This window comes from Gemmatimonas sp., from assembly GCF_021298855.1.
In the GTDB taxonomy this organism is placed as follows: Bacteria; Gemmatimonadota; Gemmatimonadetes; order Gemmatimonadales; family Gemmatimonadaceae; genus Gemmatimonas.
Map to the genome: position 1 here is coordinate 40713 of NZ_JAJTHI010000004.1, position 14998 is coordinate 55710.

Here is a 14998-nt window from a genome sequence, read left to right on the forward strand (position 1 = left end):
CGGGCGCAACCCCTCCCTTCCCTCCCCCGAGGCGGGTATTTTTCGACTGTGCGCACGCTCATCGCGTCGGCGCTCGTGCTCCTCGCGTGCGGCTGCGGTGACGGCTCGTCCCGCCCCTCTGGAGCCGACGCCCCTCCCAGCATCCCCGGTGGTCCCGATCCCATTGTGCTGCGCGTCGCGCGCACTGGGGGCGTGCTCACGGCTGCGCGCTATCCGGCCCTCGACAGTACCCTCTGGCGCTCTGCCGCCCGCCTGCCGGCGCTCGGGCACATCGTCGGGTTCGGGGCGGACGACGGCTATCTGGCGGCCGTCGACACCAGCGGGGCCCCGGTCCGGGTGGACCTGCGGCTCGGCACAGTGAGCCCCGTGCGCGGCGACACCGTACGCACCGTCTCGTCGGCCGACGGCGGTTCCATTTTCGGACTCATGGCGAACGGCGAGATCGCCCGCTTCACGCCCAGCGGGAGCGACTGGCGCATGACCCCGCCGCTCCCGGCGCAGGCCCTCTACGCCCAGGCCGACGGGTCCCTCATTGTTGCCGGCGCACGCAACGACTGGGTGGTGGTGTGGCGCGTTCGCCCGCCGCAGCGCACCGTTTCCGACAGCCTCTCCTTTGCCGTGGGGAGTACCGAGGCTGCCATTGCGCAGGCGCTGCAACGCACCGCCGGGAGCGTGGGCGACCGGGTCTTTGCCGGCGCCGGCGATCGGGTGCTGGCCGTGCGGGTGCGCGATCTGGGGCAGGCGCTCGATGTGGACATCGGCGATCCGGTGCAGGCCATTGCGGCCACCCCCAGCGGTGACCGCCTCTTCGTCGCGGTGGCCGGCGAGGCGGAGCTGCGCGTGGTCGACCGTTTCCAGGAGGGCGTGACCGGCACCATCGATCTCCCCGGCGCCGTGCGGGCATTGCGCATGGATCCCCTGGGGCGGGTGCTGCTGGCCCGCGGGAACGGCGACTCGGTGTTCGTGGTGAGCCTGGCCAGCGACGACGTGATCGGCGTGGTGCGTTCCGAGTGGCGCGGCGACCTGCCGCTGGTGCTCCCCGACGCGGCCATCGCCATCACGCGCGGGGCGGATGTGGTGTTTGCCCATCCGCGCACGCTCAAGGACATGCAGGTGGTGGCCGATGGTGCACGGAGCTTCTGGCACACGTTGCGGTGGAACGGCTTCCGTCCGCGGGCCGCCGGGCTCGACCAGCCGGTGCAGTTCCGTACGAGTGCGCCCCGCGATTCGGCCGATCTGCTCCCCGACAGCCTGCGCGCGCCCGCCGACAGCGCGGCCATGCCCACCGACAGCACGTCGCCGGTCACGGTCGCCGCGCAGTACACGGTATCGTTTGCGGCCAGTCTCGACGAGGCACAGGCCCGGGCGCTGGCCGCGCGCATTCGCGTGGACGGGCAGACCCCGCGCATCACGACGTCTGAACGTGAGGGCAAGACCCTGTATCGCGTCGTGCTCGGTCCGTTCCCCACGCGCGCCGATGCCGACCGCGTGGGCAAGGCATCAGGACAGAGTTATTGGGTCTTCGGGGGGGTGCCATGACCGCCCCCGGTTCGTTGCTTGCCCCCTGGGAAGTAGAGGGGCGTCGTCAGGCGCCGCTGCTCGACGGGGTGTGCGCGGTGGTCATCGCGGCCACTGACCCGTCCATTGCCGTGAGCATGGCCGTGGGGATCGCCCGCGCGCAGGGGCAGCGCCGCCGAGTCGCCATCGCCGATCTCATCGGCGAGGCACCGGCCATTGAATCGCAACTCATCGGCGACGACCCGCACGGTATTGCGGACAGCTTCCTGTACGGGGTATCGCTCAACAGGATCGCGCGCCCCATGCAGGGCACCGACCACGTGTTCCTCATGCCCAGCGGCACCGAAGCGGTGGATCACCGCGAGATGTACGCGCACGAGCGGTGGCGTCGCCTCGCCGCGGGCTTCCATCAGGTGGGCGCGCTGCTGGTGGTGGTGGCCCGTCCGCAGGTTGACGGATTCGCCGAGTTGTGCGGACACATCGGGGCCCTCATGCCAGTGGGTGACACGGTCTTTCCCACCCCCGCCGGCATTCCGCTCATTGCCCCGCCGGCGCCGCCACCGCCGCCACCGCCGCCAGTGGAAGGCGAGGCCACTCCCCCCAAGCGCGAAAGCAAGGCGCGCGCCCGTGAAGTGGCGCAGCAGCCGGTGGAAAGCCGGTCGCGGCTGCGCTGGGTGCTGCTCATCGTCGTGGCGGCCGTGGCCGTGGCGGTGGGTGCCCTGTGGCCGCAGATCGTCGAGCGGCTGCCGGCCTCTTTGACGGCGTTCTTCGCCACCGCGGTGCCCCCGGTCGACAGCACGGCGGTCGTGGTGCCGCCCACGCCCATGGACACGGTGCCGCAGGCCGACCGCAGCGCCAGCGACTCCGCGGCCGTCGAGAGCGATTCCGCCCGCAGCGACAGCGCGGCCACAGAGGGGTCCGCCGCCACGACGCTGAGTGTGGGCAATCCCGCGGACTCGGCCAACGCGTCGCGCTTTGCGGTGTACTTTGCCACCGCGAACACGCGGGCCGGCGCCATGCCCGACCCCAAGGTGCGGGCCCTCGAGGCCGTGGCGTTGTCGCCCGTCATGGAGGGCAACGAGCAGTGGTATCGCGTCACGGTAGGCGCCGCCTCGGCGCGCACCGACGCGGAACAGCTGCTGGCGCGGCTGCGCGCCGACAAGGTGATTGGCTCGGGGAGCATCGTCTCGGTCCCCTTTGCCTTCCGTATTGAATCGAAGGTCACCGAATCGCTGGTGCCCACACGCCTCGCCGTGCTGGCCACCCGTGGCATCATGGCCTACGCGCTCCGTCAAGCCGACGGGAGTGCCACCATCTACACCGGCGCGTTCGAGTCGCCCACGCAGGCGACCGCGCTGGCGGATTCCCTGCGCGTCGCCGGTGTCGCGCCGGTGCTGGTCTATCGAACGGGGAGAGGGTTCTAGTGCGTCTGACGAAGCTCGAGGTCCATGGCTTCAAGGCCTTTGCCGATCACCTGGAGTTCGTGTTCGAGAAAGGGGTGACGGCGATCGTCGGCCCCAACGGCTCCGGCAAGTCGAACGTCTCGGACGCGGTGCGCTGGGTGCTGGGCGAGCAACGGGCGCGCGCGATGCGTGGCGCCAAGATGGAAGACGTCATCTTCCACGGCTCCTCGGCGCGCAAGCCGGTGAACATGGCGGAAGTGTCGCTCCACTTCGACAACACCGAAGGCGAGCTGCCCATTCCGTTCAAGGAAGTCGTGATCACCCGGCGCCTGCTGCGCAGCGGCGAAAGCGAGTATCTGCTCAACCGTGCCCCGTGCCGGCTGCGCGACATTCAGGATCTCGTGCGCGGAACCGGTCTGGGTGCCGATTCCGGGGTGGTGATCGAGAGCAAGATGATCGACGCGCTGCTCTCCGACCGCCCCGACGAACGGCGTGAGCTGTTCGAGGAAGCGGCGGGGGTGGGGCTCTATCGCGACCGCCGCCGCAGCGCCGAGCGGCGTCTCGAGGAAACCACCACCGACCTCGCGCGCCTCGACGACCTGATCAACGAAGTGCAGAGCCAGGTGCGTTCGCTCGCGCGGCAGCGCCGCCGCGCCGAACGTCACGCCGAACTCACGTCGCGCCGCTTCGCCGTGGAGATCTCGCTGGCCGTGCGGGAGATGGCCGCGTGGAAGGACGAACTGGAAGCGCTCGACGGGCGCCTCGAGGTGCTGCGCGGCGAACTGCCGGGAGCGGACGAGGCCATTGCCGCCGCCGAGCTGCAGCGCGAGGACGCCCACGCCGCGCGCGGGGCCGCCGAAGCGCGCCGCGTGGAGCTGGCGCGGCTGGCTGCGGAGCAGCGGGACACGACGCAGCGCCTCGAGCGGGATCTGGCCGTGGCGGAAGAGCGCCAGCGCAGCACGACCATGCGCAAGCAGCGGGCGGAGCAGGAACGCGAGGAGAACGAGGCGTTCGGACGCCGGCTGCGCGAGGATCGTGAGAAGGCGGCGACGGACCGCACCACCTTGGAGCAGGAGCTGCGCGATGCCGGGGAGGCCCTGCAGCAGCGCCTCGCGGCCGAGCAGCTGGCGCGTGAGTCGGTGCAGCGCGCCCGCGCGGCCCTCGACCAGCTCGAACGTCAGGTGCGCGAGCACCGTGATCAGGCCCGGCGCATCGAACTCGATCGTGACGGCGCGGCGCGTGAACAGGGCGACACGCAGCAGCGCCGCGAAGCGCTCGACGTGGAACGGCAGAACCTGGCCGACGCGCTCGATGCCATTGAACGGGAGCTGATCAGCGCACGCGAGCAGGTGCAGCTGACGCACGAGGCGGCGCAGGACGCCATGCACGAGCTGGAAGGCGCGCGTCTCGCCGCCGCCACCGCGCGCACCGCCGACGCGGAGTCGCGCGCCATGCTGGCCAACGCCGTGGCGCTGCGCACCAACCTCGAAGGCAAGCGGAATGCGCTGGCCGCCCTCGAGCGGGAGCGCGTGGGGCTGGCGCCGTCGGCCGCGAAGCTGCTCAAGGAGCGCGAGCGCTTCGGCGACGGGGCCGTGCTGGGGCCGCTCACCGACTTCCTCACCGCCGACGGCGACACGGCGAGGCTGGTGGAGCGGTATCTCGGGGCCACGATGCACGCCATCGTCGTGCGTGATGCCCGTGCGGCCGCCGCCGTGCGCCAGTGGCATGCGCAGGCGCAGCCCGGCCCCATTCTGCTGCTGCCGCTCGATGTGGTGGCGGAGATGGGGGCGCTCGAGGGAGCGCTGGCGGGGAGCGTGCAGTCGCAGGGGCCGGCCGCGCGCTGGGTGCAGGCGCTGCTGGGCAAGGTGCGCGCCCTCGACGGTGGCGATGCCTTCGTGGACGAGCGCGGCGCCGTGTACCTGCCGGGCAATGCGGGCGGTCCGGGACCGCTGCAGCGTCGCGCCGAGCTCACGCGCCTGGAAAGCGACCTCGCCGCCGCCGATGCGCAGCGCGATGAAGCGGCGCTCGCGGCCGACGCGGCGCGCCTCGCCCTCACCGAGGCCGAGCGCACGCAGCAGCTGGCCATGGAGAACAACAACCGGGCGCAGCAGGAGGCGCGGCGCGCGGTGGAAGTGCAGAACGAAGTGGAGCGGCGGCGCGAGCGTGCCGAGCGGGAACTCGCGCAGTCCAGCGCGCTGGCCGAGCGGCTGGTGGCGCGCCTGGAAGAGCTCGAGTTGCGCACGCGGCAGCTGGCGCAGCAGGCCGAGGCGCTGCACGCCCGCGCCGGCGAAGCCGACACCGACATCACGACCGCCCGCGAAGCGTTGAGCGTGGCCGAACGCGAACAGGAGCAGGCGCGTGAAGGGCGGGCCACCTGGCAGGTGGCGCAGGCACAGGCCCAGGCGCGGCTCAGCGTGGCGGTCGATCGCGAGAAGCGATTGCTGGAAGAAGACAGCACGGCGGCGGCGCGCATGGCCGCGCTGGCCACTGAGCTGTCCACGTTGAGCGAGGCCGATCAGCACCTGGCGCAGCAGCTCGACGGCTGGCGCACGGAGCTCGAGACGGAGCAGAAGAACCTGGCCGACGCCGACGGGCGCCTGGCGGAGGCGGAGCGCGCGGTGGCCGCGGCTACGCACGCCAGCGACCGCTGCGAGAGCCTGCTGGATGAGGCGCGGCGTCGGGCCACCGCCCTTGGCGAGCAGCTGCATGGCGCGCAGTTGCGCCATACGGAGCTGGCTGGTCGCCGGGAGAACATCACGTCGCGCCTCGAAACCGAGTGGCGCCGCTCGCTCGACGACCTGCTTGCCGGCTTCGCGGAGCTGGAGCTCACGACCGACGAATTGCGCACCGAGGCGGCCACGTTGCGCAGCGCGCTCGACGAGTTGGGTCCCGTGAATCCACTGGCCATCGAGGAGCACGAGGAGGAGCAGCGGCGCCTCGAGTTCCTCACGAGCCAGCGCAACGACCTGGTCGCGGCCAAGCAGTCGCTGCACCAGGCCATTCGCGAAATCGACAGCACGGCGCGCGAACTCTTCCTGGCCACCTTCTCGCAGGTGCGCGAGAATTTCCGGCAGATCTTCCTGCGCATGTTCGGCGGTGGCGAGTGCGACCTGCGGCTCGAGAACCCCGACGCGCCGCTCGACTGCGACATCGAGGTGCATGCGTCGCCGCGCGGCAAGAAGACGCAGCGCATTCACCTGCTCTCCAGTGGGGAACGTGCCCTCGTGGCGCTGTCGCTGCTCTTCGGCATCTTCCTCACCAAGCCCAGCCCCTTCTGCCTCATGGACGAAGTGGACGCGCCGCTCGATGACCAGAACATCGGGCGCTTCGTGAAGATGCTCAACGACTTCAAGACGCGGACACAGTTCATCGTCATCACGCACAATCCGCGCACCACGTCGGAAGCGGCCGATGCCGTGTACGGCGTGACGATGCAGGAGCCCGGCGTGTCGAGCATCGTGAGCGTGCGGCTGCGCAACGGGCCGTCCATCGACGAGGACGGCGCCGACACGCCCGAAACGGCCACCGACGGGGACGGTGAGGCCGACGTGGCCCCGGAAGCGGAACCCTCGCCGGCGTGACCGGACTGCCGCGGGGGAAAGGACGGGGGGCGATCCTGCGGCGATGGCTGCTGGCGGGGCTCGCCCCCTCCGCGTTGGAGGCGCAGGCGGTGTTCGTGGATGGCCCCACCACGCAGCCGCTGCCTTCCATCACGCCGGCGCTGCAGGTGCGTGCCGTGGGCCTGGGGCCGGGCCCCATTCAGTACACGGTGCAGATTGCCACGGTGGCCGACTATTCGGCGCTGGTGCTCGACAGCACTTTCACCGCCACCGACACCGCGCTCACCGTCCAGGTGACGCGGCCGCTGCCCAGCGAGGCTACCGTGTACTGGCGGGTGCTGGCCCGGGGGGCACTGGGGGCCCAGGCAACCTCGGTGAACTCCGGGGCACGTGTGGTGCCACCGTGGCTCACGCTCGTCTCCCCCAATTCGCCCGCCGGCAACGCCTTCGACATTCGGCGGCCGCTGTTCGTGTGGCGCAGTGCCCGCGTCACCCCCGCCGCGGGATCATGGCGCTACGATCTCGAGGTCCTGGGGGCCGGACGACCGGAACTCGGCGTCACCAGCCTGCGCGATACCACCTATCGTCCGGCCACCGACCTGCAGGCCAACACCTCGTATCGCTGGAACGTGCGGGCCTCCCTGGGCAACGGCGAGAGCGTTCGCGTGGCGAGCGTGGGCTCGTTCGTGATCACCGACCCGCCGCTCCCCACCACGACGCTGCTGTACCAGAACTTTCCCAATCCGTTTCCCAGTGCGGCCTCGTTCGTCACCTGCTTCTGGTTCGACGTGGGAGCACCGGGTGCGCGCGTGGCGCTCGATGTGCTCGACCTGCGCGGCAACCTGGTGAAGAACATCGTGCCCGGCTCTGATGGCGTGAGCCGGTTCGACGCCGGGCGCTACGGGCGCGGCGCCGCCGGCTCGGCCAGCAACTGCGACAACCGATTCGTCTGGGACGGGACGGGGACCGACGGCCGCACCGTGGCGCCCGGGGTGTACCTCGCGCGTTTTCGCGCGGACGGAGGGGCGCCCACCTTCCGGCGCATCGTGTTCCGCGGGCGCTGAGTCAAGAGCACATGAAGCTCACCACCATTGGCACCGGGACAGCGGCACCGCATGCGTCGCGTGTCGCTTCGGCGCATCTCGTGGAGGCCGGCGACGTGCGGCTGCTGCTCGACTGCGGCAGCGGCGCCGTGCATCGCATGGCCAATCTGGGTATCGAGTGGGGCGACATTACGCACGTGGCGCTCACGCATTTCCACGCCGACCACATCGCCGATCTGCCACTGCTCGTCATGGGGTGGCGCTGGGGCCAGCTGCCCGCGCGCACGGCCCCGGTAACGATCTATGGCCCGGTGGGCACGGGCGCGCTGCTGGAGCGCATGGCGGCCGTGTACGGCGACTGGCTGCTGGCTCCCGGCTTTCCGCTCACGGTCCGAGACATCGGTCCGGACGACAGGGTGCGGCTCCCCGGTGACGTGACACTGCAGCCCTGTGCGGTACCACACACCGCAGAGAGCATGGCATATTCCGTGAGTGATGGAGCACGGCGACTCGTCTACACCGGGGACACCGGGGTGAGCGAGGCGCTGGGGCGGTGGGCGCAGGACTGCGACCTGCTGCTGGCCGAGTGTTCCCTGCCCGACACCATGGCCATCCGCGAACATCTCACGCCGCGGCAGGCCGGTGCGTTGGCCGCTCAGGCCAGAGCACGCCAACTGGTGCTCACGCATTTCTATCCGCCGGTCGAAGCCGTCGACATTCTGGCCGAGGTCGCGGAGCAGTACGCGGGCCCGGTGGTGTGTGCCACCGACGGGTGGTCCGTCGACTTCTAGAGTCTTTCCCGAGGATGTGACATGCTGGTCGTGATGCAGCCCAACGCTTCTTCCGCCGATATCGATCGGGTCTGCGAAGAGATCACGCGTCAGGGCTTCAAGCCCCTTCCCTTGCCGGGCGAAGTGCGCACGGCGATCGGTCTTCTTGGCGACGACGCCAAGGTGGATTGGTCGTACATCGAGGGGCTGCCGGGTGTGTCGAGCGTGCTCATCGTGCAGAAGCCGTTCCGTCAGGCGTCGCGCGAATGGAAGCCGGAAACCACCATCGTGGAGATCGCGCCGGGCGTGCGTTTCGGCGGCACGGACGTGCCGGTGGTGGCCGGCCCGTGCTCGGTGGAAAGCGAGCAGCAGATTCTCGCGGCGGCGCGTCAGGTGAAGGCGGCCGGCGGGTCGGCGCTGCGCGGTGGCGCCTTCAAGCCGCGCTCGTCGCCATACGCCTTCCAGGGGCTCGGCAAGCAGGGGTTGGAACTGCTCGCGCTCGCGCGCGCCGAAACGGGGTTGGCCATCGTGACGGAGGCCATGGACGAACGTGGCGCCGACATGGTCGCCGAGTACGCCGACTGCATCCAGATCGGCGCCCGCAACATGCAGAACTACTCGCTGCTGCGACATGTGGGCACACTCAGGAAGCCGGTGCTGCTCAAGCGCGGCATGGCGGCCACCATCAACGATCTGCTGCTCAGTGCCGAGTACATCCTGGCCGAGGGGAATCCGAACGTGATTCTCTGCGAGCGCGGCGTGCGCACCTTCGACAGCGCGACGCGCAACCTGTTCGATCTCACGGCAGTGCCGGTGGTGCAGAAGCTGTCGCACCTGCCCATCGTGGCCGATCCCAGCCATGGCACCGGCCTGCGCGACAAGGTCACCCCCATGGCGCGTGCCGCCGTGGCGGCGGGCGCCGACGGCATTCTCGTGGAGATGCACCCCACCCCCGACAGGGCGCTGAGCGATGGGGCCCAGTCACTCTATCCTGACCAGTTCGGCGAGCTGGTGAAGCAGCTGCGCACCATCGCGGCGGCGATTGGGCGCTCCGTAACTGAGATGGCATAAGGGATGGGAAACAGCCCGTCGGAGGCTCGGAGCCGGGGAGATGCGGAGCACAGCGCCTTTGCGTGGTGGTGCTCCGTGACTCCGTGCCTCCGTGGCTCCGACGAGCAGTTTCCCCAAGGGCACTCGCGTTGGCGCACCGGGTATACGAGCACATGACGAAACTCACGCACGCCGCCGCGGTGATGGCGCTCACGTTCGTTGTCTCGGCGCCGCTCACGGCCCAGAACGGCGCCGAGACGGCCTATGACCGCATCGCCAAGGCCTGGAAGGACACGCGCACGCTCGAGGCGAACTTCGACCAGAAGATCACCAACCCGCTGCTCGGCCGTTCGGTGACCTCGAAGGGCGTGTTCCTGCAGGAGCGACCCGGGAAGGTGTCCATCACCTTCACGCAGCCGGCAGGCGACCGCATCGTGGGTGACGGCAAGACCCTGTGGGTGTATCTGCCCAGCAGTGCGCCCGGACAGGTGCTCAAGCTGCCGGGCGACGCCGACGGCGCGGTCGTGGCCGACCTGCTGGGCCAGCTCCTCGAGACACCGAAACGCGCCTTCATCATTTCGGGGGGCGACGCGGTCACGATTGACGGCCGTGCCACGCGCCGGGTGCAACTGCTGCCGCGTAACCCCGACGCCGTGCCATTTCAGAAGGCCACGCTGTGGCTCGACGAACAGTCCCCGCGTCCGGTGCGTGTGCAGGTGATCGACGGTCAGGGGGTCGATCGCCTGATCACGCTCACGTCGTGGACCCCGGGCGCCACGCTGCCGCGCGATGCGTTCCGGTTCAGCGTGCCGAAAGGGGTGAAGGTGGCCACGAAGCTGCCCATGTAGCCGCGCGCTCAGGGCACGGTGGCCGTGCGCGGACGCTCGAGGTTGCCGAACACGTCCCGCGGCGAACGCGCACTCTGGAGCAGCTGGGCCGCCCGTTGCAGCGTGGCATCGTCCTGGGTGCGACGCAGAAACTCCGCGTCACTGCCAAAGGCCACGCGCGCCATTTCGTAGCCCAGCGAGCGGGCAATCCACGGGCCTGCCGCGTCGAAGATGGCACGCGGCGGCGCCACGTTGCGGCGCACGAGATCGTCGTAGAGCGCGTCGAGCTCCGCGCGTGTGACGATGTCCCCGGCCGACTGCATCGTGCGCTTGCGCTGCTGGGCCAGCTTGCTGAGGGCATCGCGATAGGCACCGAGGTTCTTCCCCATCGCGCGCGCCAGCGCCTGCACCGGCGGCGGCGTGAGCGTGTCGCCCACGACCACATCCGGCGTGATGCCCCCCCCGCCGAATACGGTACGCCCCGCATCGGTGCGGAAGCGCGGTTTGATGGTATCGGGGAGGGTGACATCGCCGGTGTCACTGGCATCGAGGTCGTCGGCCCGGCGTTCGGGCGGACGATTGATGCTGCGGCCCACCGGCGTGTACCAGCGGGCAATCGTGAGGCGCAGCGCCCCGCCGTTGGAGAGGGGATACACGTTCTGTGCGCTCCCCTTGCCAAAACTGGTCACGCCCAGCACCACGGCGCGATCGTGATCCTGCAGCGCCCCCGCCACGATTTCCGAGGCACTCGCGCTCGCGCGATCGAGCAGCACGGCCAGCGGCAGCGTGGGCCACCGCTGCGGCTGCGAATCAGTGAACGTTTGCGGCGGTGATCCGGCTCGGCCGCGCAGTTGCACGATGCTCTGTCCACGGTCGAGGAACAGCTCCGCCACGGCCACGCCCTGCTCCAGCAGGCCGCCCGGATTGCCGCGCAGGTCGAGTACCATCGACCGCGCGCCCATCTTCACCAGCGAATCCACCGCGGCCGACAGCTCGGTGGCCGTGAAGGCATTGAAGACGTTCACGTCCACGTACCCCACGCCGTTCGGCAGCAGCGCCACGCGCTGCACCGCGCGCAGGTGCACCTTGTCGCGCACGAGGGTGAACGTCTGCCGCTGGCTCTCACGCTCCACGGTGAAGGTGACCGGCGTGCCGGAGGGCCCGCGCAGTCGCTTGAACACTTCGTCGCGATCGAGGTCCCTGGTGCTTTCCTTGCCAATCAGCACGATGCGATCGCCGGCCAGGACGCCCGCCCGCTCCGACGGGCCGCCCACCAGCGGCTCGATGACCACCGGCCAGCCGTCGCGGATGTCCACCTGCATGCCGACGCCCGAGAAGGTCCCGTTCATCTGCTCGTTGAGCCGGCGCAGGCGCTCCTCGGGGAGGAAGGAAGTGAACGGGTCATCGAGCTCGTTCAGCATTCCCGCCACCGACTTCGCGAAGATCGTGTCGGCGGGAAGGGAGTCGACGTACTTCTGCGCCACGGCGGCGGCGACCTGATCGAACAGCCGGGCCCCGCCCAGGGGCGCGCGCACCGGTTGCGTAGCCGAGGTGAGGTCACGGCCGGCCCACCAGCCGCCTACCGCCAGCACACCGCCAAAGCCCACGGCGGCGACGAGCGCGCGCACGGGACGGCGCGGGGCGGGAGGTGCGTCGGGAAGCATGTCAGGCATGATCTCTCTACGGACTCAGAGGGCGGCAAGTGCCGCCGTGGCGGCCGAAGCAAAACGGACCGGCCACTGGGCCACCAGCGCCTCGAGGCACCGTACCGTGACCACATCCACCGGCCGGTTGGCGTCGATGGCGATGACCGGTCCGATTTCCGGATGGGCTGCCTGCCAGTCGGCGGCAAGCGCGGCGTCGAAGGCGTCCCGCACCCGCTGGTGGAAGGGGGCGTCCTCCTGCTCCATGCGATCGGCCGGCCCGCGCACCTCGAGGCGCGCCTGCGCCACCTCGGCGGGCACCGACAGCAGCAGCGTGAGATCAGGCGCCACCCCCTGCGTGGCGACCGCGTTCACCGCGCGCAGCAACGATTCGGCGATGCCCCGCCCCGCCCCCTGATACGCGTAGGTGCTGAGCAGGAAGCGATCGACCAGCACCACGGCCCCGCGGGAGAGGGCCGGAATCACCACGTCGCGTACCAGCTGCGCGCGCGACGCGGCGAAAAGCAGCGCCTCGCTTTCGGGGGCCAGTTCACTGGCAGGGTCGAGCAGCATGGCGCGTATGGCGTCGCCGGCCGCCGTGCCGCCGGGCTCCCGCACCGCCACCACATCGTGGCCCACGGCGCGCAGCGTGTCGGCAAGACGCGTCCACTGCGTGGTCTTGCCCACCCCTTCGCCCCCCTCGAGCACCAGAAAGAGACCGCGCGAGTGCTCGCCAGCCCCATCGCCCGGCACGTTCACCGGCTCAGCCAAGGATGATCTGGCTGGTGGCGCCGGTGCGAATGCCGTCGGCGATCCATTGGTTCACACGCAGCATGAGCTTGTCGAAGTTGTCCTGCGCCGAGATGGCCGCCTGATACGCCGGGTTGCCCTGCACCTGCTGCAGGAGCGCGTCGAGCTGCTGCTCCATCTCGCCGGTGGGCTCCTCGCCACGGTCGATCATGGCCTGCGCGTCGGTGCGGATCTTCTCCATCTGCCGCAGGATCGTCGTGGCCTCGCGGTCGTTGTTGAGCGCTTCGCTCGAGCGCTTGACGGCCTTGTATTCGTTGCTCTGGCCAATCGATCGGCCAAGGTCCTTCGCCTTGTCTTCAAGCATGGTGCCGGCCTCCCGGCCGTGTAGAGCTGCGTGAATGCGCGCCCGGCCCCGCACTGCGGCCACTACGCTACCGGCGATTGTGCCAGCAGCACCCGGTCACGTCCTGCGAGATCCTGTGCCACCTGCACCTGCTCGTACCCCGCGGCAGCAGCCATGGCCACCACCGGGGCGGCGCGGTTGGCGTCGAGTTCGAGCACCAGCCACCCACCACCTTCGAGATGCCTCCGTGCCCCGTGCACGAGCACCTCGTACCGCGCCAACCCGCCCTGCGCCGCAAAGAGGGCCACGGGGGGCTCCCAGTCGCGCACGGAAGCCGGCAGGGCTGCCGCTTCGTCGTACGCAATGTACGGGGGATTCGAGACAATCACACGGGCCTTGACGGTGCCGAGGGGCGCCAGATCCGCCCCATGACGGAGCTCGACCGGCGGGTGAGACGACCGCAACAGCCGTTCGGCATTGGCCCGGGCCACGGCCAGCGCGTCGGCCGACACGTCGGTTGCCAGGACCTGGTCGAAACGCCCCTCGGTGGCCAGGGCCAGGGCGATGGCGCCGGAGCCGGTGCCGATATCCACCGCCACCCCACCCGGCCGGCCGGCCGTGACGCGCAGCGCCGCCTCCACCACCAGCTCTGTCTCCGGGCGGGGAATGAGCACGCGCTGATCGACCTGCAGCACGAGTTCGCGGAAGGCGGCGTGCCCCACCGCATACGCAAGCGGTTCGCCGCGCAGTCGCCGGTGCAGCGCCTGCTCGATGGCGTCGGCCTCTCCCGGACGCAGGCCGGGCTCCACGAGCATCCGCTGGGCGAGGCCGCCGGTGGAGAGGTGCAACACACCGGCTACGAGCACCCGCCCTTCGCGCGCCGCGTCGGCCCGCACCTCCGGCTCGAGCGCCAGGCATTCGCCAACGAGGGTGACCACGCGCTGGACCACTTCACGCAGCGTCACCCGGCGAGGCTCTCCTCGGCGTTCGCCAACTGGATGGCGTCGATGAACCCGCCAATGTCGCCGTTCATCACCCCGTCGATATCGTACAGTGTGACCCCCACCCGGTGATCGGTCACGCGCCCCTGCGGAAAGTTGTAGGTGCGAATCTTGGCCGACCGGTCACCGGTGCTCACCTGTGACTTCCGCAGGCGTGACCGTTCGGCCTCCTGCTCGGACAACCGCAGGTCGAGCAGGCGCGCGCGCAGCACTTCCATGCCCTTGGCCTTGTTCTGCAGCTGCGACTTCTGATCCTGCTGCGACACCACGATGCCCGTGGGAATGTGCGTGATGCGCACCGCCGAATCGGTGGTATTCACGCTCTGTCCACCGGGCCCCGAGGAGCGGAAGACATCGATGCGCAGATCCTTGTCCTCGATGCGCACGTCGACCTCTTCCGCCTCGGGGAGCACCGCCACCGTGGCCGCCGACGTGTGAATGCGCCCCTGCGATTCGGTGGCCGGAACCCGCTGCACCCGGTGCACGCCGCTTTCCCAGCGCAGCACGCCGAAGGCGCCGTCCCCGATGACCTTGAACACCGCCTCCTTCACGCCGCCCATGGCGCCGTCGGAGTACGAGATGTGCTCGATGCGCCAGCCCCGCCGCTCGATGAAGCGGGTGTACAGGCGCAACAGATCGCCGGCAAACAGGGCCGCTTCGTCACCGCCGGTCCCGGCGCGGATTTCCACGATGGCGGGGCGATCGTCGAGCGGGTCGCGGGGAATGAGCAGCGGCAGCAGCGCCTTCTGCAGCGCGTCCACCTCGGCATCGAGTCGCGCCACCTCCGCGCGGGCCTCGGCCGCGAACTCGGGGTCGTCGCCATCGGCCAGCTCGCGCGCCTCGGCCAGCTCCTGCTCGGCTTTGGTCAGGCGGGTGGCCTTCACCACCACCTCGGCGAGACGATGGTGCTCGCGCCCCAGCTCGGCCAGCCGCGGCGCGTCCCTGGTGGTTTCGGGATCGGCGAGCAGCTGCTCCACTTCGGTGGCGCGACGAAGCGCATCGGCCATACGGTCGCGGAGGTGATTCAGCATACGAATTGCGATGGGACGAGTTGCGTGATATCAGTCACAGCGGCTGGTTGCCGTGCGTG

The 14998-nt window shown here is 70.2% G+C and carries 12 protein-coding genes; 7 read left to right on the forward strand and 5 right to left on the reverse strand.

Translation table 11 applies throughout. From position 1 onward, the window contains the following. The first annotated feature begins 48 nt into the window (after window positions 1-48). The 7 genes from LW840_RS00915 to LW840_RS00945 all read left to right on the forward strand — a co-directional run bounded on the left by LW840_RS00915 (window position 49) and on the right by LW840_RS00945 (window position 10192). Window positions 49-1539: an SPOR domain-containing protein gene (locus tag LW840_RS00915; protein WP_291276262.1), complete on the forward strand. Its 1491-nt coding sequence runs from the start codon at window positions 49-51 to the stop codon at window positions 1537-1539. Next, entirely contained in the window at window positions 1536-2942 is a 1407-nt protein-coding gene (locus LW840_RS00920; RefSeq protein ID WP_291266753.1) for an SPOR domain-containing protein, read from the forward strand. Before LW840_RS00915 ends, LW840_RS00920 begins: the two co-directional genes overlap by 4 nt. Further along, window positions 2942-6502 (forward strand): chromosome segregation protein SMC, encoded by a 3561-nt coding sequence (smc, locus tag LW840_RS00925; RefSeq protein ID WP_291276263.1) that lies wholly within the window; start codon window positions 2942-2944, stop codon window positions 6500-6502. Before LW840_RS00920 ends, smc begins: the two co-directional genes overlap by 1 nt. Next, complete coding sequence (locus LW840_RS00930) at window positions 6499-7545, forward strand: hypothetical protein (protein ID WP_291266755.1); 1047 nt, start codon at window positions 6499-6501, stop codon at window positions 7543-7545. The genes smc and LW840_RS00930 overlap by 4 nt, the downstream gene beginning before the upstream one ends. An 11-nt stretch (window positions 7546-7556) precedes the next feature. Further along, the gene (locus LW840_RS00935; RefSeq protein ID WP_291266756.1) at window positions 7557-8315 is read left to right on the forward strand and encodes a ribonuclease Z; all 759 of its coding nucleotides are present in this window, start codon (window positions 7557-7559) and stop codon (window positions 8313-8315) included. Window positions 8316-8336: 21 nt separating this feature from the next. Next, window positions 8337-9365 carry a 3-deoxy-7-phosphoheptulonate synthase gene (gene aroF, locus LW840_RS00940; protein WP_291276264.1) on the forward strand — a complete coding sequence of 343 codons (1029 nt, stop codon included), beginning with the start codon at window positions 8337-8339 and terminating at the stop codon, window positions 9363-9365. A 152-nt stretch (window positions 9366-9517) separates the two neighbouring features. Further along, on the forward strand, window positions 9518-10192 hold the full coding sequence (locus LW840_RS00945; protein ID WP_291261665.1) for an outer membrane lipoprotein carrier protein LolA: 675 nt from the start codon (window positions 9518-9520) through the stop codon (window positions 10190-10192). An 8-nt stretch (window positions 10193-10200) separates the two neighbouring features. On the opposite strand, the gene LW840_RS00950 is transcribed toward LW840_RS00945, so the two are convergent. The 5 genes from LW840_RS00950 to prfA all read right to left on the reverse strand — a co-directional run bounded on the left by LW840_RS00950 (window position 10201) and on the right by prfA (window position 14939). Further along, window positions 10201-11835 (reverse strand): S41 family peptidase, encoded by a 1635-nt coding sequence (locus tag LW840_RS00950; RefSeq protein ID WP_291276265.1) that lies wholly within the window; start codon window positions 11833-11835, stop codon window positions 10201-10203. A gap of 24 nt (window positions 11836-11859) precedes the next feature. After that, window positions 11860-12585 carry a dTMP kinase gene (gene tmk / locus LW840_RS00955; protein ID WP_291261663.1) on the reverse strand — a complete coding sequence of 242 codons (726 nt, stop codon included), beginning with the start codon at window positions 12583-12585 and terminating at the stop codon, window positions 11860-11862. Beyond that, window positions 12578-12928, reverse strand: coding sequence for a YlbF family regulator (locus LW840_RS00960; RefSeq protein ID WP_291261662.1), 351 nt, complete (start codon window positions 12926-12928; stop codon window positions 12578-12580). Before LW840_RS00960 ends, tmk begins: the two co-directional genes overlap by 8 nt. 62 nt (window positions 12929-12990) lie before the next feature. Continuing rightward, window positions 12991-13872 carry a peptide chain release factor N(5)-glutamine methyltransferase gene (gene prmC, locus LW840_RS00965; protein ID WP_291266759.1) on the reverse strand — a complete coding sequence of 294 codons (882 nt, stop codon included), beginning with the start codon at window positions 13870-13872 and terminating at the stop codon, window positions 12991-12993. Further along, window positions 13869-14939, reverse strand: a complete 1071-nt coding sequence (prfA, locus tag LW840_RS00970; RefSeq protein ID WP_291276266.1) for a peptide chain release factor 1 — start codon at window positions 14937-14939, stop codon at window positions 13869-13871. Before prfA ends, prmC begins: the two co-directional genes overlap by 4 nt. Window positions 14940-14998: the final 59 nt, after the last annotated feature.

Bases quoted from the DNA above. Each gene is read 5' to 3' on its own strand.
- aroF (WP_291276264.1), top strand. From the start codon at position 8,337: ATGCTGGTCGTGATGCAGCCCAACGCTTCTTCCGCCGATATCGATCGG.
- LW840_RS00920 (WP_291266753.1), top strand. From the start codon at position 1,536: ATGACCGCCCCCGGTTCGTTGCTTGCCCCCTGGGAAGTAGAGGGGCGT.
- prfA (WP_291276266.1), bottom strand. From the start codon at position 14,939: ATGCTGAATCACCTCCGCGACCGTATGGCCGATGCGCTTCGTCGCGCC.
- LW840_RS00960 (WP_291261662.1), bottom strand. From the start codon at position 12,928: ATGCTTGAAGACAAGGCGAAGGACCTTGGCCGATCGATTGGCCAGAGC.
- LW840_RS00945 (WP_291261665.1), top strand. From the start codon at position 9,518: ATGACGAAACTCACGCACGCCGCCGCGGTGATGGCGCTCACGTTCGTT.
- LW840_RS00935 (WP_291266756.1), top strand. From the start codon at position 7,557: ATGAAGCTCACCACCATTGGCACCGGGACAGCGGCACCGCATGCGTCG.
- LW840_RS00950 (WP_291276265.1), bottom strand. From the start codon at position 11,835: ATGCTTCCCGACGCACCTCCCGCCCCGCGCCGTCCCGTGCGCGCGCTC.